Annotated in this window: 14 protein-coding genes; 5 read left to right on the top strand and 9 right to left on the bottom strand. The window is 70.7% G+C overall.

Going from position 1 to position 22,181, the window contains the following annotated elements; genetic code table 11:
* Both HV826_RS28495 and HV826_RS28500 read right to left on the bottom strand, forming a co-directional pair.
* Window positions 1–918 carry an ABC transporter ATP-binding protein gene (locus tag HV826_RS28495; protein WP_176420119.1) on the bottom strand — a complete coding sequence of 306 codons (918 nt, stop codon included), beginning with the start codon at window positions 916–918 and terminating at the stop codon, window positions 1–3.
* Window positions 915–3,218: a glycosyltransferase family 39 protein gene (locus HV826_RS28500; protein ID WP_176420120.1), complete on the bottom strand. Its 2,304-nt coding sequence runs from the start codon at window positions 3,216–3,218 to the stop codon at window positions 915–917. Before HV826_RS28500 ends, HV826_RS28495 begins: the two co-directional genes overlap by 4 nt.
* A 265-nt stretch (window positions 3,219–3,483) precedes the next feature.
* Between HV826_RS28500 and HV826_RS28505 the strand changes: the two genes are divergently transcribed.
* Window positions 3,484–4,695: a hypothetical protein gene (locus HV826_RS28505; protein WP_176420121.1), complete on the top strand. Its 1,212-nt coding sequence runs from the start codon at window positions 3,484–3,486 to the stop codon at window positions 4,693–4,695.
* 6 nt (window positions 4,696–4,701) lie between these two features.
* Window positions 4,702–5,580: a hypothetical protein gene (locus HV826_RS28510; protein WP_176420122.1), complete on the top strand. Its 879-nt coding sequence runs from the start codon at window positions 4,702–4,704 to the stop codon at window positions 5,578–5,580.
* Between the two features lie 51 nt (window positions 5,581–5,631).
* Here the strand turns inward: HV826_RS28510 and HV826_RS28515 are convergent, their stop codons facing one another.
* Window positions 5,632–6,171, bottom strand: a complete 540-nt coding sequence (locus HV826_RS28515) for a hypothetical protein (protein WP_176420123.1) — start codon at window positions 6,169–6,171, stop codon at window positions 5,632–5,634.
* A 90-nt stretch (window positions 6,172–6,261) separates the two neighbouring features.
* Entirely contained in the window at window positions 6,262–7,758 is a 1,497-nt protein-coding gene (locus HV826_RS28520) for a rhomboid family intramembrane serine protease (protein ID WP_176420124.1), read from the bottom strand.
* A gap of 165 nt (window positions 7,759–7,923) precedes the next feature.
* On the opposite strand from HV826_RS28520, the gene HV826_RS28525 reads away from it, so the two are divergent.
* Complete coding sequence (locus HV826_RS28525) at window positions 7,924–9,639, top strand: FHA domain-containing protein (RefSeq protein WP_176420125.1); 1,716 nt, start codon at window positions 7,924–7,926, stop codon at window positions 9,637–9,639.
* 74 nt (window positions 9,640–9,713) lie between these two features.
* Window positions 9,714–10,307, top strand: coding sequence for a response regulator (locus HV826_RS28530; RefSeq protein WP_141648350.1), 594 nt, complete (start codon window positions 9,714–9,716; stop codon window positions 10,305–10,307).
* Window positions 10,308–10,341: 34 nt separating this feature from the next.
* On the opposite strand, the gene HV826_RS28535 is transcribed toward HV826_RS28530, so the two are convergent.
* From HV826_RS28535 to HV826_RS28545, 3 genes are read right to left on the bottom strand one after another with little or no spacing between them, the layout of a single operon-like run.
* Window positions 10,342–11,124 carry an enoyl-CoA hydratase-related protein gene (locus HV826_RS28535; RefSeq protein WP_176420126.1) on the bottom strand — a complete coding sequence of 261 codons (783 nt, stop codon included), beginning with the start codon at window positions 11,122–11,124 and terminating at the stop codon, window positions 10,342–10,344.
* Window positions 11,125–11,126: 2 nt separating this feature from the next.
* The gene (locus tag HV826_RS37515) at window positions 11,127–11,339 is read right to left on the bottom strand and encodes a biotin/lipoyl-binding carrier protein (protein WP_176420127.1); all 213 of its coding nucleotides are present in this window, start codon (window positions 11,337–11,339) and stop codon (window positions 11,127–11,129) included.
* Between the two features lie 45 nt (window positions 11,340–11,384).
* Window positions 11,385–12,737, bottom strand: coding sequence for an acetyl/propionyl/methylcrotonyl-CoA carboxylase subunit alpha (locus HV826_RS28545; RefSeq protein WP_176420128.1), 1,353 nt, complete (start codon window positions 12,735–12,737; stop codon window positions 11,385–11,387).
* 137 nt (window positions 12,738–12,874) lie between these two features.
* Between HV826_RS28545 and HV826_RS28550 the strand changes: the two genes are divergently transcribed.
* Complete coding sequence (locus HV826_RS28550) at window positions 12,875–13,264, top strand: hypothetical protein (RefSeq protein WP_176420129.1); 390 nt, start codon at window positions 12,875–12,877, stop codon at window positions 13,262–13,264.
* Between the two features lie 21 nt (window positions 13,265–13,285).
* On the opposite strand, the gene ftsZ is transcribed toward HV826_RS28550, so the two are convergent.
* Together ftsZ and HV826_RS28560 are read right to left on the bottom strand one after the other, a co-directional pair.
* On the bottom strand, window positions 13,286–14,503 hold the full coding sequence (ftsZ, locus tag HV826_RS28555; RefSeq protein ID WP_176420130.1) for a cell division protein FtsZ: 1,218 nt from the start codon (window positions 14,501–14,503) through the stop codon (window positions 13,286–13,288).
* Between the two features lie 334 nt (window positions 14,504–14,837).
* On the bottom strand, window positions 14,838–22,181 hold a 7,344-nt coding region (locus tag HV826_RS28560; RefSeq protein ID WP_176420131.1), incomplete at its 5' end, for an Ig-like domain-containing protein.

Raw genomic sequence — 22,181 nt, forward strand, 5'->3', positions numbered from 1 at the left:
CTACCCCCTCCCCTCGCGCAGCAGCTCCAGATAGACCTCTTCCAGGGGACGCTGCGTGGGCACCGCGCTGTGCACCCGCGCGCCCGCCCCCACCAGGCAGGCCACCACGTCGGGCGCCTGCGCATCATCCGCCAGCATCACCCGCAGCTTCGGCCCTTCGGCCAGCACGTTGGGCGCGAAGGCCAGCCGGGCCAGCGCTCCGCGAAAGCGCTCCGCCTCCCCCTCCACGCGCACCTCCAGCGCCTGCCCCGCGTGCCGCAGCTCCCGCACCGGGCCCATGGCCAGCAGGCGGCGCTTCACCACCGCCACGCGCTCACACAGGCGCTCCACCTCCGCCAGGTTGTGCGAGCACAGGACGATGGTGCGCCCCTCCGACGCCAGCTCCGCCACGGCGTCGCGCACGGTGCGCGCGGACTCCGGATCCAGGCCGCTGGTGGGCTCGTCCAGGAAGATGACCTTCGGGTCGTGCACCAGCGTCCGGACGATGGCCAGCTTCTGCCGCATGCCCTTGGAGAAGCCGCCCACCGGCTCCTGTTCACGCCCGCCCAACCCGAAGCGCTCCAGGTAGTGCCGGGCCCGAGGCCAGGCCGCGGCTTCATCCAGCTCATGCAGCTTCATGAAGAAGCGCAGGTTCTCCCGCGCGGTGAGCCTGTCGTAGAGGCCAGGCTGCTCGGTGAGCAGGCCCACCACCTTGCGCAGCGGCTCGCCGTCGCGGTCCACCCGGTGGCCCCACACGGTGGCCTCGCCCTCGGTGGGCCGCAGCAGCCCCGTGAGCATGCGCACCGTGGTCGTCTTCCCCGCGCCGTTGGGACCCAGCAGGCCGAACACCTCGCCGGGCCGCACGTGGAAGGACAACGCCTCCACGGCCACCCGGTCTCCGAAGCGCTTGCCCAGCTCCTGGACGTGGATGCCGCTCAATCGATGGTCACCAGGAGGAACTTGTTGTTGATGTCGCGGTCCACCGGCGTGACGACCTTGTCCGAGCCCACCGCGGTGCGCAACAGGTTGAGCCGGTTATGCTCCACCAGGGCCCACTCGCGGCCCGGGCGCTGCGCCAGGGCGCGCATGCGCGCGTTGGCGTCCGAAGCGCGGTACTGCTCCACCGTGTTCTGCGAGTAGAGCGTCTCGCCGCGCCAGTTCATCATGTACGCGACGATGGGCTCGCCTACCTGACGCTGCGCGTAGTAGCGCCAGAAGAGGTCACGCTGCGTCCAGTGGTGGGACAGGTCCACCCAGTGGCTCCAGTTGAACCAGAGGGCCATGCCCGCCGCGAGCACCCAGAAGGTGCCGAACAGCATCGCCCGGGCCCGCATCAGCGCCGCCACCACCGCCATGCCGCCCGCCACCGCGAAGGTGAAGCCCAGCGACTTCTTGATGTTGACGGGCTCCGACAGCGCCTTGAGCAGCGAGTCCGCCGCCGCCGGCTGACGGAAGCCCCGCACCGCGAACGCGATGCCCACCACCGCCAGCACGCCGGCCAGGGTCTGGAGCGCCACGCGGCCCTCCGCGCCCGGCCGCATGGACTCCCACGCCAGGTAGCCGGCCACCACCAGCACCGCCACGCCCACCAGCGCCTTGGCGGACACCTGCGCCTGGGCGCTCACCGCGCCCAGCGTCGCCACGCCGCCCAGCAGCAACATCAGCGCCACGGCGCGCGCGCTCGGCGTCGTCCGGGCCCGCCCCTTCGCGGAGAAGGCGTCGAAGGACAGGTAGACGCCGAAGGCCAGCAGCACCAGCGTCACCAGATCCCCTGTCCACAGCGGGCGCGAGGTGAAGAACGCGATGGGCTTGGTCACCAGGTCCTGCGGATAGGGCCGGTCGTAGTTGTAGACGAACAAGTCGGTGAAGATCTTCGGGTTCTCCGCGATGTTCTTCCCCACCAGGACGAAGAGCATGAAGCCGAAGATGAGGCTCACCGCGTGCGCGGAGATGCCCTCCTCCCACAGCCGGTCGATGAAGAGCGCCAGGAGGACGGCCACGCCCGGCAGCACCGGGAAGACGTAGTGGTGGAACTTGGTGGCGCTGGACGACAGCAGCCAGAAGGAGAAGGCCACCCACAGCACCGCGATGATGGCCAGGTGGTCCGCCGCCTTCTCCGAGCGCAGCTTCAGCCGCGCCACCACCGAGAAGGCGCCGGGCAGCAGCGCTACCCAGGGGAAGATGGCGAAGCCGCCCTGCTCGACGAAGTAGATGAACGTGCCGCCCGGCGTGGTGGTGTGCACGCCCGCCGTGAGGCGGTTGAGGTGGTCATGGACGAAGAAGCGGTACCAGAAGAGCTTGCCCTCATCATCCACGGAGCCGAAGAGGGACAGCGTCAGGTACCAGGGGCCCGCCACCGCGAAGAACACCAGGATGCCCGTGCCCAGGTGCATCTTGAACATCTGCCCCCACAGCACGGGCATGGGCTGACGGCCCTCGCGCACGTCCTTGCGGAAGCTGGACTGGGTGAGCCACTTCAGGTGCGCGTCCAGGCTGTCGCTGTCCCAGGGGATGACGGACAGGGCCGCGTACAGCATCAGGATGACGGCGGGCAGGCCCACGCCCAGCAGGCCCTTGGCCAGCGCGGACAGGCCGGCGAAGAAATAGAAGCCGTACCACCAGGCGGCGCGGTGCTTCGTGGTCGCATCCAACTGGCCGATGAGCGCGCACGCCATGGCGCAGATGAACGTCGTGACGAAGGGCGTGTCCGTCACCGTCTGCCGCGTGAGCAGGAAGTACAGCGGCATGGTGGCCAGCACGAAGCCGGTGGCCAGGCCCGCGCGCCGGGACACCACGCGCGACACCGCCAGCGACAGCAGCGCCACCGCGGTGATGCTCAGGAGCGCGAAGGGCACCCGCATGCCCCACTCCATGTAGCGGCCCAGCACCCCGCCGGGGTTCACCGCGCCCGCGGCGTACATGCCCAGCGCCTGCATCCACATGGTGAGCGGCGGCTTGGAGAAGAACCACGAGCCTTCCCAGAAGGGGTACACGTAGTCCTGGCGGACAATCATCATCCGCGCCACTTCGCCGTAGTGCGTCTCCCAGCAGTCCCAGAGGCCCACCGCGCCCAGGTAGGGGAGGAAGAGCAGGGCCGCGAAGCCCGCCGTGGCCGTCACGACGCGCAGGCTGAAGGACAGCTCCAGCCACCGCTTCGCCCACTTCGCCTGGAAGAAGTCCTTGCCGAGGATGGCCTCGGCGAAGGTCTGCTCCCGCTGCTGTTCGACTTCGCTCTCCACGGACTGAAGCTCCTTGAGTCGTTCCGGACGGTGGGCGGCCCACCCTCGGCGGGACGCGGCGTTATATCCCCGCGGCCCCCTCCGGTCGACCACCGCCAACCGCCTCTGCCGTGAGCCTGACTGCGCGCCGCTGTGCAAGTGGATGTACACGGCAGGGGCGCCAACCCCGCGAAAGCACGGCTCCCTGGCTGGGGCACGGCGCTTGAAACGCCTGGGCCCGGCGGTGCTTCCCGAGGCCGATGGAAGTGGCCGCCGAGGAGACATCATGCTCGCCCCCGCGGTGCCCCTGGTCTGCGCCCTCTTGCTCGCGCAGCCAGGGAACGAGGCCCCCGTCCTTCAGTCGCCCGCCACACCGCTCCCTTCCCAGACCTGGCACGCCCCCACGGTGTGCTTGCGGCTGCCACCGACGCAGGCCGTCCCCTCCGGTGAGTGGCGAGCCCAGTGTGACGACACCGCCCAGGTGTGCCGGGTGTCTCCACGGCGGGAGCTGGACGCCGAGGGCCAGGAGACGGACCGGCGACAAGCGAGGGTGACGCCCTGCTCCATCGCGCTCGACGACGAGGCGGCGGCGCGGGTGAAGGGTTATCGAATGGAGCCGGCCCGCGCGGCGGCCCCACCCGGCTGGTACCGGGACGAGCGCGGGCGGGTGATGCAGTTCAACTTCGACCTGAACCGGCGCGTCTGGCTTGGAGGCGCCTGGGCTCCGCTGTGGCATGACGGCCAGGCGCAGGGCCGCATGCGCGCCGACTTCGGCATCGCGGTGGAGGCGCCGTCCCACCAAGGGAAGCGGCTGCACCGGCTCCGCGTCCTGGAGACGGAGCTGCACCTGGGCGTGCCCTCGCTCGACCTGACGGCGGCGCGTTACGACTTCAGCGTCGAGCGCGACGACCCGCTCTTCCGCGTGACGACCTTCTTCGGCAAGCCGCGGCGGCATGACCTCCACCTCAACCTGGGCTTGTGGATGGAGACGCTCCGCGTGGAGGAGCTCGAACGCGGCGGCGAAGTGGGGCGCTTCCTCACCTGGGGCGCGCTCCACGCCACGGTGGACCTGTGGCACTCGAAGGACCTGGTGTCCTACGTGCGCGTGCGCGCCGGTCCCTCCTTCGAGCGGGACGCTGCGAATGGCTTCAACACCTTCGTCCCGGGCGCGGCGCTCGAAGCCGACCTGACGCTGGACCGCAACGGCTTCCACCACCTGCGGCTGGGGGTGGAAGCGGAGAAGGTGTTGCTGGCCCCGGCCGTCGCGGGCCGCCCGCCGAGGCCGGAGCGGCTGCGGCTCCAGGCCGGCTACGAGGTCATCCTCCTGGCCATCAACGACCAGCCGGTGACCCTGCTCGTGGATGGCCGCGGCGTGAAGCGTGGCGACCTCGCGGGCGTCCCCGAGCAGTGGGAGTGGTCCACGTCCGCGGGCCTGCGCTTCTCCCTCTGGGCGCCCGCGCGGCGCTCCGCGCCCAGGGGCGCGTCCGTGAAGGGGTAGGCCCCCATGCTGATGCTCGGATTGGCGCTGCTGCTGGCCACCGCCGCGGACGTGCCGCGGGGCGTGCCCACCGACGACGCCTGCGTGGCCCTGGACGAACGCGGGGAGCCCTACCCCATCTGCTTCGACCCGGGCGACGGCTTCGTGGTGGGCACGCGCATGCGGCTCAGCCGCTCGGTGATGACTCAGGCGGTGCGCACGGGCGTGCACCTCCGAAGCGGACGCAGCAGCCGGAGCAAGGGGTCGCCCTGGTTCAACAACCACCGGCTGCTCGGGCTGGAGGCGTGGGATGGGGAGCAGCGTGGGCTCACCTTCACCGCGTATGACGGGACGCTGCGCCGGCACCTGGAGGAAGGCTTCATCCTGGTGCCCACGGCGCGACCAGCGCGCATCCCCTTCCCCTTCGACGTGACGGTGGCGCTGCGGCTGGGGCACCTGGAGCGCCGCGTCTGGGAGGGCCCCGGGTGGACCTTGGAGACGGGACGGCTGGGCCTGCTGTTGGACCCGGTGCGCGCGGAGACGGAGCGGGCGTGGTTCGGCGTGGGGCCCGCGGCCGGGCACTCCGTGCGGCGCTCCAGGGAGGGCGCCTCGCACACGGTGGCGCCCTTCACCGAGCTGATGTTCGACGCGGGACTGGAGTCACGGGACGGACTGTGGGCCCTGCGCGCGTCGGGGCTCGCGGGCTGGAGCGTTGGCATCGAGCGTGGGCTGTACTTCCGCGCCAGGACGGACGTGGGCCTGGAGCGCGTCGTGCTGGCGGTGGCGGACCAGCCCGTGGTGCTCCAGGTGAGCGGGGCCTATGTCCACCGGGACGCGGGGCTGGCCCGGCGCAGTGAGTGGACCGCGAACGCGGGGCTCGCGGTCCGCGTCTTCGGCGCCCGGTGATGCGCGGCAAGAGAGGTCCGGGCGCTCCCCCAAGGAGCGCCCGGGACCGGCTCACTGCGACGAAGAGGGCGTGAAGAGGCTGTTCACCGTGTTCACGACGGCAGCGCCCTGCGCGAGACCGGGAATGGGCAGCGCTGACACGACCGCGCTCGCCGAGTCGATGACCGCGTGCGTCTTCTGCGACGGTGTCGACGACGCGTTGGTGAACACGTCCCGCGTGTTCGACAACGAGGACATCGCACCGACGACGTTCAGGCCCGGGACGAACTTGCCCAGCGTCTTCCCAACGAACGTCGGGGGCAGCGCCGTGGGCACGGTGCCTCGCGACATCTGGCCGATGGCGCGGGCGCCCGTCTCGAAGGTGTCCGCCACGTTGATGGCGTTGTTCAGCGTGCCCGAGGTGCTGCCAATCGTGCTCACCGCCTGCTGCGGTGTCCTCACCGGCTCCGACGAGCCGCCCTTGCTCCCCACGCGCTTGGCGACGTTCGCCTCGAGCGCCACCGCGTTCATGGTCCGGTCCGCGACCTCCGCCACCACGGGCCCGGGCTTGAAAGACGAAACGGTCGACTTGACTCCAGGAATCTGCGGCATGGTGTTCCCCCTCTGCGTGTGACCGTGGCCTGCATTGGGGTTATCTGCGGTGACTCTCGGCAGTTTCACCTACATTTTCCGACCTGTTTTTCAGCGGTGTGGCGCCGCCTCCAGCACGGTCCGAAGCGTGAGCTCCGCCGCGCGCAGCCGGGCATCCTGAGGGTCCACCTGGCGCGCTTCCACCAGGCGCTCCAAGGCCCGCGCGACGTTGCCGCGTGACAGCTCGCAGCGCACGCCCGCCTCCAACGCGCCGGTGTCCCAGGGCCCGTACACCCGCGCCTCCGCGGCCGCGTGACACCCTTCCTCCACGCGCGACGCCTGCAGGAGCGCACGCGCCAGCTCCACGCGCGTCTCCACATGAGCGGGCGCCAGCCGCACGGACTCGCTCAACGGCGCCACCGCTTCCTTGGGGAGGCCCAGGCGGCGCAGCACCCCGCCCAGTTCGCGCAGCGGTCCCGGCGCGCCCGGGACGAGCAGCGCGTGAGCCCGCGCCTCGCGCAGGACGGATGGCTCGTCGAAGCGCAGCTCCGCCACCATCCGGTCCACCACCTCTCGGTAGGCGGGGTACGCCGCGGGCCAGGTGAACACCAACCGGTACACCCACTCCCCCCGCGGCACGAAGAGCGCCATCAGATGGGTGGGCCCCCCTGGCCCCTCCAGCTCCGCATGCAGCCGCTGCGCGCTCCGCCCACCCACGCGCGCCGCCACCGGCCCCGTCACCTTCAGCGTCCGCCCCTCCGGGCCCTGAGCGCCCTGCACCAACACGTCCTGCTGGAACTGCCGTGCCTGGACCGAGCCGTCTCCCGGCTCTCCCGTCTCGATGGCCTCCGCCGAGAAGGTCGCGCGGCCACGCCCGGGCAAGCCGTTGGAGAAGGCCCGCCGGCCCTGCCCGTCCACGTCGCCCCGCCAGTCGCGCGGCAGCGCCACGGAGATGCCAAAGCCGTCATCCCGCTCCGTGCGCCAGATGGAGCGCTCCGCCACCACCCCTCCCGCGAGCACCACCGCCACCGTCACCATCCCCACCGGGCGCAGCCAGCCTGGGGCCGGACGCCAGCGCGGCTCCAGGAAGACGCCGGCCAGCAGTCCCGCGAGCAGGCCCCCCAGGTGCCCCGCGTTGTCCACGCCCACCGACGTCCACCCCATCCAGAGGAAGACCAGCACCGTGGGCACCGCGGCCTCGCCGGACATCCACCGCGCCGGCAGCTTCGCCCGGTGACGCCGGCCCAGGACGAGCAGCGCCCCTACACAGGCGTACACGAGCCCGGAGGCCCCCACGCTCACCGCCCCGGAGTTGCCGAGCGAGCCGGCCATGGTGCCCAGCCCCGCCGCCACCAGCAGCGCCGCGTAGTCCCGGCGCCGGCAAAGGCGCTCCAGGCCGCTTCCCGCCGCCAGCAGCACCAGGACATTGAGGGACAGGTGGAGGAAGTCCCGGTGCAGGAAGTTGGCGGTGACGAGCCGCCAGACCTGGCCCGCGTCCACCACCAGGGGCCCCGCCTTGGCGCCCCACCGCAGCAGGGAGTCCAGCCCCACGGGCCCCGTCGCGCGCGCCGCGCCGTGGATGGCCACCAGCACGGTGGCCAGGATCAAGGTGAGCCAGGGCGCCCCCCCAAGTCGCGCTCCACCGGCCGATTGACCGATGGACAACAGCCTCGCCTGCCCCTCTTCCTCGGGAGAAAGTCCTGTCTTTTGAGGGGGATACATGGCTTGTACAGGGAAAGGCCGTTCTGCTATGACTGTACGCGGATCGGACCCGTGCTGAAGCTCATCATCGAAGACGACGAGGGGCGCAAGACCGTTGTTCCCTTCGTGCGTGACGAGATCACCATCGGCCGTCAGGAGGGAAACACCATCCGCCTGACGGAACGAAATGTGTCTCGCCGTCACGCACGATTGGTGCGACTCAATGGCCACGTCGTAGTGGAAGACCTGGGGAGCTATAACGGCACCCGGATCAACGGCGAGCGAATCGCGGGTCAGTCGCCCCTGAAAGAGGGCGACCTGGTCCAGATTGGCGACTACGACCTCGCGCTCCAAGCCGAGGGCGCGGCCAACGCCGTAGGCCCCATCACCACCAAGGTGCCCGCCCGCCGGCCGGAGCCCGAGCCGGAGGAGGACGACTCCGACAACGAGCCCGAGGAGAGCGACCACACCCCGCCCTCCCTCAGCGCCGCGGAGGCCCGCCGTCACTCCACCTCCATCATCCGGTTGGATCAGGTGGAGGCGGAGCGGCCGCGCAAGGTGGTGGACGTGCCCGCCGAGGACGCTCCCCGCCTGCTCGTGTTGTCCCCGGACGAGCTCAAGGGCCAGGAGTTCGCCTGCATCCGCACGGAGCTGCGGATCGGCCGCACCGACGACAACGACATCACGTTGGATCATCGGTCGCTGTCGCGCACCCACGCCAAGCTCGTCCGCGAGGACGCTGGCGAGTGGCGCGTCATCGACATGCAGTCCGCCAACGGGATGACGGTCAACGGTGAGAGCTACGCGCAGGCCACGCTCGGCACCGGAGACATCATCGAGCTGGGACACGTGAAGCTGCGCTTCGTCAACGCCGGTGACGCGTCAGACGACGCGGCCGCCGGCGGCGGCTCGCGCTCGAAGCTGCCCCTGGTGGCGGGCCTCGCGGCCCTGCTGCTCGGCGGCGGCGGCGGCGCCTTCTGGTACCTGAACCAGCAGGGCGCCCAGCCGGTAGCGGCCCCCGTCATCGCGCAGACGCCCACGCCGCTCCCGGACGAGGAGCCGCGGCCGACCATCGAGGACCAGGCCGCGGCCAACGACACCCCGCTCGCGACGGCGGCGGCGCAGACGCCCAAGACGCCTCCCCCCCCACGTGGCCCCTCCATGGAGGAGCAGCGCGCGGTCGCCGACAAGGCGATCGCGGCGCGTGACTTCGACGCGGCCGTGGAGGCGCTGGAGGTCATCAAGGATGCCAACGGCCAGCGCCCCCGTGACGTGGAGACCCGGCTCGACGAGGCGCGCGCCGAGCAGCTGATGAAGCGGCGGCTCGACGACGTCCGCAAGGCCCTGGGCGACGGCAAGCTGCCGGAGGCCGAGGAGGCCCTGCGCGAAAGCGCCGCCACCAAGGCGTTCGCCAAGGAGTACGCGGCGCTGAAGACGCAGGTCGCCGAGGCCAAGAAGAAGGCGGCTCCGCCCGCCGCGGTTCCCACCTCCGGCACGGACAAGGCGCCGTCCGCCGCGCAGTCCGCGGCGGCCAAGGCCCAGGCGGACGGCTTCGAGCACATCAAGGGCCTGCGCTACCGGCAGGCCATCGAGCAGCTCAACAAGTGCCTCGACCTGGAACCTGGCCGCGCCGAGTGCCACCTCTACCTCGGGTCCGCCTACGCGAATGACAACCAGCCCGAGAAGGGCGCGGTTCACTACAAGCGATTCCTGGAACTTGCGCCCAATCACGCGTACTACGAGCGCGTGAAGGGTTTGGTCGAGAGTTACGAGAATCCCAAGAAGTAGTGGTCTGCCGGAATCACCCTCGCCCCCCGAGGGTATTCCGGTCCCATGGCACTGAACTGCAGCGAGGAGACGCTGTGCAGATTCGCATCCTGGTAGTTGATGATGAGCAGGACAACTGCGACTACCTCAAGCTGGTCCTGACCCGTGAAGGCTACGAGGTGGTGACCACGACGGACCCCACCCAGACGGTGGAAATCCTCCGGGGCTCCGACTTCCACCTCGTCATCCTCGACATGATGATGCCGCAGATGTCGGGCACCGAGGTGCTGGAGCTGATTCGCAAGTACGACACGGACGTGGCCGTCATCGTCGCCACCGCGTACCCCACGGTGGACACGGCGGTGGCCTCGCTCAAGGCGCAGGCCTCCGACTACGTCAAGAAGCCCATGGAGCCGGAGCAGTTCATCACCGCGGTCCGCAACGCCCTCCAGAAGAAGGGCTTGTCCCAGGACCCGGAGGCGGACCTGCACCGCGCCATTGGCCGCACCATCCGCGACGCACGCAAGACGCAGGAGCTCACGCTCAAGCAGCTGGCGCGGCGCACGGGCCTGTCGGTGTCGCTGCTGTCGCAGATTGAGCGCGCGGAGTCCTCCGCCTCCATCTCCTCGCTGTACAAGATTGCCTCGGCGCTGCAGCTGCGCATGGGCGAGCTCTTCGGCGACACCTGATGTCGCCGTGGCAGTACCCCGCCGGCCGCCCTGACTAGCGGCCGGAGAAGCGGGGCGGGCGCTTTTCGAGGAAGGCCGCCCGCCCCTCCTTCGCGTCCTCGCTCCCGAAGGCCGCCGCGCGCAAGCCGCGCAGCCGCGCCCGGTCCGCCGCCTCCAACGGGGCCCGAGCCAGGCGCCCGAAGGACTCCTTCATCCCCGACACCGCCAGCGGCGCATGGCTGGCCAGGGTGGCGCACAGCGCCAGCGCGCGCGGCTCCGCGTCCGCCAGGCAGTCGTCCAGCAGCCCCCACTCCAACGCCTCCCGCGCGCTCAGCTTCCGCGCCGCGAGGAAGAGCTGCTTGGCGCGCGCCACGCCCACCAGCCGCGCGGCCCGGGCCAGCCCCTCCGGGGAGTAGACGATGCCCAGCTTCGCGGGGGGCATGAGGAAGACGGCGTTGGGCGCGCCGACGCGGAAGTCGCACGAGGCCGCCAGGTCGAAGCCCGCGCCCACCGCCGGGCCCTCCACCAGCGCCACGCTGGGCGCGGGGTGGGACTCCAGCTTCAGCAGGCACTCCACCAGCAGGTCATCCGGCAGCCGCCCGTCCGCGCCCGGGGGGCCCAGGTGCGTCAAGTCATAGCCGGAACAGAACGCCCCACCCGCGCCGCGCACCAGCAAGGCGCGCACGTGCGGGGCGGGCTCCAGCGCCGCGTCCAGCCGAGCCAGGAGGCCGTCATCCAGCGCGTTGCGGCGGGCCGGGTTGGACAGCGTCAACACCCGGACCCCGTCGTCGCGGTCCTCGACGTTCAGCGAAGCGCCTGTCGCGACGACGGGCTCCACTGCTAGCCGAGCACCACGAGGACGTCGCCCTCGTTGACCGACTGCGCCTCCTTCACCCGAATCTCCTTCACCGTCCCGCCCTCCTCTGCCTCCACGGGCATCTCCATCTTCATGGACTCGAGGATGACGAGCGTGTCGCCCGCGTTGACCTGCTGGCCGACCTGAACCTCAATCTTCCACACCGTGCCGGTGATGTGCGCCGCTACGTCCGCCATGAATCCGTGCCTCCTCAGGGGTGGGTGGGGCTGGAGCGGGCCCCGCTACGCCGGCTTGGCGTGGTGCTCCAGGAAGTGCGTGTCCAGCTCGCCGGCCTGGAAGGCCGCATCCTGCACGATGCGCAGGTGGAGCGGGATGTTCGTCTTGATGCCTTCGATGCGGAACGACTGGAGCGCCGCCACGGAGCGCGCAATCGCCTGCGCCCGCGTCTCACCGGTGACGATGAGCTTGGCAATCATCGGGTCGTAGTTGGGCGTGACGGTGTTGCCCTCGCCGTAGCCCGCGTCCAGCCGGACGCCCTCGCCCGTGGGCGGCTGGAACACCTTCAGCGGCCCAGGGGACGGGAAGAACTTCACCGGGTCCTCTGCGTAGATGCGGAACTCCAGCGCCGCCCCGCGTCGCTTCACGTCCTCCTGCGTCACCGTGAGGCGCTCACCCGCGGCGATGCGCAGCTGCCATCCGATGAGGTCCAGCCCCGTGGTCAGCTCCGTCACCGGGTGCTCCACCTGGAGGCGGGCGTTCATCTCAATGAAGTAGACCTCACCGTCCGAGTACAGGAACTCCACCGTGCCGGCGTTGGCGTAGCCGAAGGCCTTCGCCGCGGCCACCGCGGCCGTGAAGAGCTTCCGCGCCAGCTCCGGGTTGCGCCCGTCCGCGAACAGCACGGAGGGGGCCTCCTCCACCACCTTCTGGTGCCGCCGCTGGATGGAGCACTCCCGCTCCAGGCAGTGGATGAGGTGGCCGTGCTGGTCCCCCAGAATCTGGACCTCGATGTGCCGCGGCGCCGGAAAGTAGCGCTCCACGTACACGCCTTCCTTGCCGAAGGCGGCCTTCGCCCGGTCCGTGCACTGGCGGTAGACCTTCTCCATCTCCGCCGGGCTCCTGGCCACCGCCATGCCAATGCCCCCGCCGCCGCTGGCCGCCTTGACGAGCACCGGGTAGCCGATGCGCTCGGCCTCCGCCAGCGCGCTGGCCACGTCGGGCACCACGTCCTCGCTGCCGGGCACCACGGGCACCCCCGCGGCGGACACCAGCCTGCGGGCCTGGCTCTTGTCCTTCATCCGCGCCATGGCCTCCGGCGGCGGTCCCACGAAGATGAGCCCCGCGTCCGCGCAGGCCTGGGCGAACTCGCCGTTCTCCGACAGGAAGCCGTACCCCGGGTGGATGGCCTGCGCGCCCGTCTGCTTCGCGGCCTGCAGGATGGCGGCGGCGTCAAGGTAGCTGTCCTTGGCCGGCGCGGGGCCGATGCGTACCGCCTCGTCCGCCTCCTTCACGAAGGGCAGCTCGGCGTCCGCGTCCGAATAGACGGCGACCGTCTTGAGCCCCATTCCCCGGGCCACCACGCCGATGCGGCGGGCGATTTCTCCCCGGTTGGCGATGAGCAGCTTCTGGAACATGGCGAAACCCCTGGGGTGCGGGTGCGAAAGGGCGGCGAACCTAACCCTCGCTCCCTCCCAAGACAAGGGTGCGGGCGGACGTGCAACAGGTCCCTACAGTCCAGTAAATTTGCGGGTCTACAAGGCGGTGTCGTACCTTGTTCTCCGTGACGCCCCCCTCCTCTTCAAGCCCTGGCGGCGTGGTCAATCTGCACCACGCGCGGCGCGCCAAGCGCCTGGACCTCTACCGTGGCCGGCACACGGACCGCGTGCGCTTCGTGCGCACCACGCTGGAGGCGCTGACGCAGAGCGGAACCCTCTTCACCGAGGAGGGCACGCGCCGCGGCCTCTCCCTGCTGAAGGCGCTCCAGCTGCTGCAGCGGGCCCACGCGCGCCTGGAGGAAGTGTCCGGCGACGGCGTGCTGCCCGCGGCCCGGCTCCCGGAGCGCGTGGACGCGCTCTATTCGGAAGTCGACGCCCTCTTCGCCCGCGCGGACACCCTGTCCGCCCGCGACGAAGCCAGCGTGGCCCAGCTTCCCGCTCGCTGAGCCCCGCTTCTCCCCTGCCGCTTACGGCAGCTCCGTCTGGCCCTGCCGCCGCAGGAAGGTGGGGATGTCGAACTGGTCCTCGTCCAGCGGCAGCGGCGCGTCCTTCACCACCGCGGTGCGGGCGCTCACGGCCTTGCTGCTCTCCACGGTGAGCTGGCGCGAGCCGCTGCCCTTGGTGGGCACCAGGCTGGCGACTTCCTCACGCGCGTTGGCGAGCACGGACTGCGCCGGACGCGACAGCGGCACCTGCACCACGGGCGTCACCGTGCGGACCTTGGGCGCGTCCCGGTGCACGAAGCCCGTGGCGATGATGGTGATCTTCACCTCGTCCGAGATGTTCTCGTCGATGAGCGAGCCGAAGATGATCTCCGCCTCGCTGTCGGCGGCGTCGTGCACCAGCGTCAGGGCCTCGTTGACCTCCTGCAGGGTCATGTCGCGGCCACCGGTGATGTTGATGAGCAGGCCCGTGGCGCCGTCGATGGTGACGTCCTCCAGCAGCGGACTGGCGATGGCCTGCTGCATGGCAATCAACGCGCGCTTGTCGCCGGTCGAGTGGCCCGTGCCCATGAGCGCGATGCCCTTGTCGCTCATGATGGTCTTCACGTCTGCGAAGTCGACGTTGATGTAGCCGTGGTACTGGATGAGGTCGCTGATGCCCTGCACGGCGTTCAGCAGGACCTCGTCCGCGCGCTTGAACGTCTCCAGCAGCGGCATCGGCTCGTTGGAGAGCGACAGCAGGCGCTGGTTCGGAATGGTGATGAGCGTGTCCACCGCGGCCTTGAGCTCCACGATGCCCTGCTCGGCCTGCTTGCGGCGCTTGTTGCCTTCGAAGAGGAAGGGCTTGGTGACGACGCCCACCGTGAGGCAGCCCAGGCTCTTGGCGATGTCCGCGATGATGGGCGCGGCGCCCGTGCCGGTGCCGCCGCCCATGCCGGCGGTGACGAACACCATGTCGGCGCCCTCGAGCACCGCGGCAATCTGGTCGCGTGACTCCAGGGCGGCCTCGCGGCCCATCTCCGGGTTGGCGCCCGCGCCCAGGCCCTTCGTCAGCGTCTGGCCCAACTGAAGCCGGGTGGGCGCCTTGCTCGCGGCGAGCGCCTGGACATCGGTGTTGGCGGCGATGAAGTCCACCCGGTCCAACTTGGACAGGATCATCGTATTGACGGCGTTGCAGCCGGCGCCACCCGCCCCGACGACCCGAATCTTGGCGGCCTGCTTGTTCTGATCGAACTGGTCCATGGTGGTCCTCTCGCCCGGAGTTGCGCGATGCAGCGCGCGTGCTCCCAACCTCCTCAATCATCAGCAAGTCCCACGCTTTGGCAAGTATTCCGCTACGAGCCTGTAGCGGGATGCTGCGCGTCCGAGTCCTGACGCGCACTTACGCCAACGCAAGGACGTGCAGGCGTGCGACGCGGTGGGTGAACTTCGCCCCTTGACTCGCGCGCCACGGCACTGCGTAGCGGGTGGGACGCAGCATGCCCCAAAAAACGACGGGTGGCCCCGAAATCTCTTTCGGAGCCACCCGTGGATGAGCGCACCCGGTGTGCTTCACCGGGTATTCAGGGCCCGTGTGTCACCGCGCCTCGCGCTCCACTTCCACCTTCCCCACGCGGAGGATGGTGAAGCCCACGCGGCGGTTGTTCTCGCGGCCCTTCGCCGTCTTGTTGGTGTCCACCGGCTTCGCCTCGCCGTAGCCCACCGCCTCCATGCGGCCCTCGGCGATGCCGGCGTTCACCAGGAAGGCGCGCACGTTGTTCGCGCGGCGCTGGGACAGGTCCAGGTTCTTCGCGTCGTTGCCCTGGGCATCCGTGTGGCCCTCGATGCGGACCAGTTCCACCTGCGGGTTGGCGCGCAGCACCGCGGCCACCTGCTTCAGCAGCGGGAACGAGCGGGCCAGGATGACGTCCTTTCCAGTGGCGAAGTAGACCTTCTCCAGGATGACGATGCGCTCGCCGTCCACGAGCACCTTGACCTTGCCCTTGTCGGGGCAGCCGTCCTCGTCCTGAAAGCCGTTGATGGTCTCCGGCTCGTTCGGGCACTTGTCCTCGGCGTCGGGGATGCCGTCCCGGTCGTTGTCCGGATCCGGGCAGCCGTCCTCGTCCTGGAAGCCGTCCTTGTCCTCCGGGGCGTTGGGGCAGCGGTCCTCCGGGTCCATGAGGCCGTCGCCATCCATGTCCACTGGCGGCGGGGGCGGCGCCACGTCCGGGCAGCCCTCCGTGTCCTCGAAGCCATTGACCGTCTCCGGCTCGTTCGGGCACGCGTCCGCCGTGTCGGGGATGCCGTCCGCGTCGTTGTCCGGGTCGGGGCAGCCGTCCTCGTCCTGGAAGCCGTCCTTGTCCTCGGGCTCCGTCGGGCAGGCGTCATTGATGTCGAGGATGCCGTCGCCGTCCGTGTCCACCGGCGCCGCCAGCTGCGGCTCGCGGGACGGCTCCGGGCTGTAGCTGAAGCCCGCGAGCAGCCGGAAGCCCGGCGTGCCGTAGCCGCGGGTGAGCCCCGGCCCACCGCCCACGTGCGCGGAGAAGCCGCCCAGCGCGCGGTACTTCAGCGCCGCCAGCAGCTCCAGCGGGCGCTCCTCGGTGTCCTGCTGCTCCAGGTTCACCGCGCCCACCACCGTGGCCGCGAGCGCCAGCGGCACCTCGCGCACCGTGAAGGGCAGCTCGGCGCCCACGCCGTAGGACACCGCGTTGCCCACGTTCAGGTTGCGCAGCTGCTGCATCTGCCGGAAGTCCACGCCCACGTTGGCGGCCACGCGGAAGCGCTCGCCGTATTCGGCCACCAGGCGCGGCTGCACGCCCACGCCCGAGCTCCCGAGGAAGTCAGAGCCGCCGCCCGTGGGCAGCACGACCGGCACCGTCAGGGCCAGGCCGAAGGAGCCCTCCTCCAGGAGGCGGGCCTTGGGCACCAGGCGCAGGTCACCGATGCCGCCCGAGCCCACGCCCTGGGCGAAGGACGGGTCCACCATGGGCGCCGCCTGCGAACGCTGGAGCGTCACCGGCAGCAGCACGCCGAGCTCGAAGCGGTCGAAGAGGCCCACCGAGCCCATCAGGTCCATCCCCACCTGGCTGCGCACCAGCGCGGTGATGTACCGGCCCGAGCGCGGGTCCATGAAGTTGAGCGGCTTGTCCGCGTAGTTGACGGACACGCCCACGTTCCAACCCAGGTGGGAATGCACCTGGGCGCTCTGGACGCCCAGGATGTCCTGCGAGCTCGGCCCCGGCTTGTACTGCTGCACGTCGATGGACTGGGAGGCGGACAGCGTGGGCACCTGCGCCACGGCCGGCCGCGACACCAGCAGCACCGCCAGCGCCAGCACGGCGGCGGCCACAGGGGCCCCACCGGCCCGCCCCGCCGAGCGGCGGAAGCGGCCCAGCAGCGGCAGCCCGAGCAGGAGCAGCGCCAGCGGAGCGAAGGTGCCCGCGCCGCTCGTGCTGCACCCACGGCCGGAGATGACGAAGTCGTCGTTGCCATCCAGCGGGTTCGTCCCGCCCGTGACTTCCTCGCCGTCGTTCACGCCGCCGCCGTCCGTGTCGGCGTTGTTCGGGTCCGTCTCCCCGTTGTCGAAGGAGCCGTTGTGGTTGGCGTCCTCCGCGCCGTCCGTCAGGCCGTCGCCGTCCGTGTCCGGGTCGAGCGGGTGGGTGGGGTTGGAGCCGCGCACCTCCACGCCGTCCGTCAGGCCGTCGTCGTCCGTGTCCGGGTTGTTCGGGTCCGTCTCCGTGGTGTCGACTCGGCCGTCATGGTTGGCGTCTTCCTCGCCGTCCATCAGGCCATCGCCGTCCGCGTCCGGGTTCTTCGGGTCGGTGGTGGTGCTCGGGTCCGCGTCCGGACGGAAGTTGGGCGAGCCTCGGTCCGTGTCCGCCGGAGCGCTCTCCAGCGTCACGCCCAGCTCCGTGCCGTCCAGGATGCCGTCGTTGTCGCTGTCCGGGTCCAACGCGTCGATGAGGCCGTCACCATCCGTGTCGGTGACGCCGTCGATGCCGTCCGGCACGCCGTCGTCGTCGCTGTCCGCGTCGTTGGGGTCCAGGCCCAGCGAGATTTCGGTCGCATCGTCGATGCCGTCGCCGTCGGAGTCGACGTCGTCCGCGGGGTTGAGCGGATCCGTCTCTCCCGGGTCCACCCGGCCGTTGCGGTTGGCGTCCTCGATGCCGTCACGCACGCTGCCGCCGTCCGTGTCGGGGTTGAGCGGGTCCGTCGTCGTGGTCGGGTCGGAGTCCGCCACGAAGCCCGTCATGTCCGTGTCGGTGCCCTGGGGCTCGGTGAGGCCCAGCTCCAGGCCGTCCGACAGCAGGTCGCCATCCGTGTCCCCGTTGTTCGGGTCCGTCTCGCCGTCGTCGACGATGCCGTTGTGGTTGGCGTCCTCGTTGCCATCCAGGATGCCGTCGTCATCCGAGTCGTCGTCGAGCGGATCCGTCCCCGCGACATTCACCTCGATGCCGTCCGGCAGGCCGTCACCGTCCGTGTCGGGGTTGTTCGGGTCGGTGCCCAGCGCAATCTCCTCGGCGTCCGTCAGGCCGTCGTCGTCCGAGTCGACCGCCACCGCCCAGGTGTAGGTCGCCGGCGTGTCGTCCACGTTGCCCGCCTCATCCACCGCGCGGACGCTCAGCGTGTGGCTGCCTTCCGCCAGGCCCGTGAAGGTGACCGGGTCCGTGCACGGCACGTACGCCGCGCCGTCCAGGCTGCACTCGTACGTCACCGGCGACTCGTCCGAGTCGAAGTCGAACGTCGCCGCGCTGGGCGCGTCCGTCAGCGGCGGGCCCGTGACGATGAGGGTATCCGGCGCGGTGGTGTCCACCGTCCAGGTGTAGCTGGCCGGCGTCGGGTCCACGTCGCCGTCGGCATCCACCGCGCGCACCTCCAGCGTGTGCTCGCCGTCATCCAGGCCCGTGAAGGTGACCGGGTCCGGGCACGCAGTGAAGGCCGCGCCGTCCAAGCTGCACTCGTAGGTGACCGGGGACTCGTCCGAGTCGAAGTCGAACGTCGCCGAGTCGCTGTTGGTGAGCGTGGGCGGCGTCGAGGTGAACGTCGTCTCCGGCGGCTCCGCGTCCACGATGAACGTGTGCGTCACCGTCGTGCTGGTGTTGCCCGCCTCGTCCTCCGCCGTGACGGACACCGTGTGGGGGCCCTCCGACAGCGTGTCGCCCACGGGGAGCGACCAGTTGCCGACCCCGTCGGCTTCCACCGTGCCCACCGTGACGCCATCCACCACCACCGTCACGGTGCTGCCTGGCTCCGACGTACCGGAGTACGTCACCACCGGCACGTCGAGCACCGCGCCGTCCGCGGGCGTGGTGATGACCACCACCGGCGCCGCCGTATCCACCGTCCAGGTGTGCTCGGCGGGGGTCGGGTCCACGTTGCCCGCCGCATCCACCGCGCGCACGAGCAGCGTCTGGTCGCCGTCCGGCAGCGGGCCGAACTGCGCCTGGGCCGGGCACGCCGTGAAGGGCGCGCCGTTCAGCGAGCACTCGTACGTCACCGGAGACTCGTTCGAGGAGAAGACGAAGTCCGCGGTGGCCACGTTCGTCAGCACCGCCGGGCCACTGTCAATGGCGGTGTCCGGCGCCGCCGTGTCCACCGTGAAGGTGGAGCTCGTCGGAGCGCTGGTGTTGCCCGCCTCATCCGTCGCCGTGACGGTGATGGTGTACGTGTCGTCCGGCAACGTCACCGGCGGCGTGAAGGTCCAGTTGCCACCCGCGTCGACCGGGATGGGGCCGTAGGTCGTCCCATCCAGCGTCAGCGTCACGAACTCGGCGCCATCCGCCGTGCCGGTGATGGTCACCACCCCGTCATCCAGCACCGCGCCATTCGCGGGCGAGGTGATGAGCGGCGCCACCGGCGGCGTGAGATCCACCGTCCAGGTGTGCTCGGCGGGCGTCGGGTCCACATTCCCCGCGGTGTCCACCGCGCGAACCAGGAGCGTGTGCTCCCCTTCCGCGAAGCCGTTGAACGTCGCCGTCTCCGTGCACGGCACGTAGGCCGCGCCGTCCAGGCTGCACTCGTAGGTGGAGCCCGGCTCGGAGGCCGCGAACTCGAACGAGGCTGACGTCTCCGAGGTCACCGTCGGCGGGCCGCTCACCACGAGCGTGTCCGGCGGCGTCGTGTCCACCGTCCACGCGTACTGCGCGGGCGTCGGGTCCGCGTTGCCCGCCGCATCCACCGCGCGCACCAGGAGCAGGTGGTCCCCATCCGACAGGCCCGTGAAGGCCGCGGGGTCGGTGCAGGCCACATACATGCCCCCGTCCAGGCTGCACTCGTAGGCCACGCCGCCGCCCTCCGAGCGGAGATCAAAAGTAGCGGACGTGTCCTGCGTCAGCAGCGCCGGACCAGAGTCGATGAACGTGTCGGGCGCCGACAGGTCGACGATGAACGTGCTCGTCACCGGCCCCGCCGAGTTGCCCGCCGGGTCGACGCTGGTGATGCTCACCGTGTGCGGGCCCTCGTCGAGCGGCTCCGGCACGATGAAGGTCCAGTTGCCGTCCTCATCGACGACGATGGGACCGTGCGTCGCACCACCGACCTCCAGGTAGATGCTGCTGCCCGGCTCTCCCGTTCCCGTCAGCGTCGGCGTCGCGGTGGCGACCTCCTCCTGGTCCGCGGGCGAGTCGATGGTCGGCAGCGTCGGGGGCGTGAGGTCCACCGTCCACGCGTACTGAGCAGGCGTCGGGTCCACGTTGCCCGCCTCATCCACCGCACGCACCGCCAGCGTCTGGTCGCCCTCGACCAGGCCCGTGAACGACTGCGGGTCCGCGCAGGCGGTGAAGGGCGCGCCGTTCAGCGCGCACTGGTACGTCACCGGGCTCTCGTTCGAATCGAAGTCGAACGTTGCGCTGGTGGCGTTCGTCACCGCCGGAGGCCCGCTCACGATGGTGGTGTCCGGCGCGGTGGCATCCACCGTCCACGTCCGGGTGGCGGGCGTCGCGTCCACGTTGCCCGCCGCGTCCACCGCGCGCACCGCCAACGTGTGCGCACCATCCGCCAGCCCCGTGTAGGTGACGGGGTCGGTGCAGGGCACGAACGGCCCACCATCCAGCGAGCACTGGTACGTCACCGGGCTCTCGTCCGAGCTGAAGTCGAACGTCGCGCTGCTGGACGTCGTCGTCGCCGGAGGGCCGCTGACAATCGTCGTATCCGGCGCCGTCGTGTCCACCGTCCACGCGTACGTCGCGGGCGTCGGGTCCACGTTGCCCACCGCGTCCACCGCGCGCACCGCCAGCGTGTGGTTGCCCTGGCTCTGCCCATTGACCGTCAGCGGGTCCGTGCAGGGCACGAACGGCCCACCGTCCAGCGAGCACTGGTACGTCACCGGGCTCTCGTTCGAGCTGAAGTCGAACGTCGCGCTGGTGGCGCTCGTCACCGCCGGAGGCCCACTCACGATGGTGGTGTCCGGCGCGGTGGCGTCCACCGTCCACGTGTATTCCGCGGGCGTCACGTCCGCGTTGCCCGCCGCGTCCACCGCGCGCACCGCCAACGTGTGCGCACCATCCGCCAGCCCCGTGTAGGTGACGGGGTCGGTGCAGGGCACGAACGGCCCACCGTCCAGCGAGCACTGGTACGTCACCGGGCTCTCGTCCGAGCTGAAGTCGAACGTCGCGCTGCTGGACGTCGTCGTCGCCGGAGGCCCACTCACGATGGTCGTATCCGGCGCCGTCGTGTCCACCGTCCACGCGTACGTCGCGGGCGTCGGGTCCACGTTGCCCGCCCCGTCCACCGCGCGCACCGCCAGCGTGTGGTTGCCTTCCGCCAGGCCCGTGAACGTGCGCGGGTCGGTGCAGGCCACGAACGGGCCGCCGTCCAGCGCGCACTGGTACGTCACCGGGCTCTCATTGGAGCTGAAGTCGAACGTAGCGCTGGTGGAATTCGTCACCGCCGGAGGCCCACTCACGATGGTGGTGTCCGGAGGCGTGGTGTCGGAGACCACGGTGAAGGTGTTGGTGTTGCTCAGCACGGACGACACGCCCTGGAACTGGGCGTAGGCATTCACCGTATGCGCGCCGACAGGCAGGTCCACGGTCGGCGTGAAGCTGAAGTTCCCCACGGCGTCCGCCGTCGCGCGGCCCACTTCGACGCCATCCACGAAGATGACCACCGTGGAGTTCGCGGGGGCCGAGCCGGTGATGGCCGGACGAACGCCCGTGGTGGAGCCGTTGGCCGGCGTCACCACCACGGGGGCCGGCAGGTTCGCCGGGAAGGCGCCCGGCAGGACGGTGATGACACCCGGGGTTCCTGCAGCGGCGCCATACGTGAGACCGTCCGGAGCGCTGGCCGTCGGCTGCGTGCCCGCGGCGCCGCCGGTGACCACCGGAGGGCACGTTCCCGTCGCGGACTGCGTCAGCACCCGGCCGCCACCACCGCCGCCGCCCGTGCCGTGCTCGGCGAAAATCGTGCTACCGCCATTGCCACCGCGGGCCGACACCTGGTTGGCCGAGCAGCTCAGGGCTCCGGTGACGCGCAGGTACACGGTGCCGCCAGCGCCCGCTCCGCCCGCGGCGTCATTTCCATCCCCCAGGGCGTTGCCGCCCGCCAGCCCGTTCGCCGAAACACGACCGGCCCCCGACAGCGAGGCAGCGCGGATGAACACGAACCCGCCTCCCGCGCTCCCCGCGCCGGCCACGTCATCATTGCCATGTCCAGCGCCACCGCCACCGCCGAACAGCCCCTGGCTCACCGCATCGAAGTTCAGACCGGCGCCACCGAGCCCACCCACCGTCCGAGAAACCGTAGGACCGTCCTCCCCACTCCAAGTGCGCCCACCGATGCCACCTGCGCCCGCGTTGCTGCCGCCACCACCGCCGGAGTTGTGGCAGACGCCGCCGCCACCCGCGTTGGCGATGTTGCCCCGGCCCGTCGTCACCTGCGGGAGGTCGAGCGGGAAGTCCTCGCCGCCAAACCGGGAGGAAACCAGGCCCTCCCCCTTTGACGC

Origin of the sequence: Myxococcus sp. AM010 (assembly GCF_013372585.1) — a bacterium.
GTDB classification, from domain to species: Bacteria; Myxococcota; Myxococcia; order Myxococcales; family Myxococcaceae; genus Myxococcus; species Myxococcus vastator.

Excerpts from the sequence above, each read along its gene's own strand:
- HV826_RS28505 (WP_176420121.1), top strand. The coding sequence starts at position 3,484 with ATGCTCGCCCCCGCGGTGCCCCTGGTCTGCGCCCTCTTGCTCGCGCAG.
- HV826_RS28510 (WP_176420122.1), top strand. The coding sequence starts at position 4,702 with ATGCTGATGCTCGGATTGGCGCTGCTGCTGGCCACCGCCGCGGACGTG.
- HV826_RS28515 (WP_176420123.1), bottom strand. The coding sequence starts at position 6,171 with ATGCCGCAGATTCCTGGAGTCAAGTCGACCGTTTCGTCTTTCAAGCCC.
- HV826_RS37515 (WP_176420127.1), bottom strand. The coding sequence starts at position 11,339 with ATGGCGGACGTAGCGGCGCACATCACCGGCACGGTGTGGAAGATTGAG.
- HV826_RS28545 (WP_176420128.1), bottom strand. The coding sequence starts at position 12,737 with ATGTTCCAGAAGCTGCTCATCGCCAACCGGGGAGAAATCGCCCGCCGC.
- ftsZ (WP_176420130.1), bottom strand. The coding sequence starts at position 14,503 with ATGGACCAGTTCGATCAGAACAAGCAGGCCGCCAAGATTCGGGTCGTC.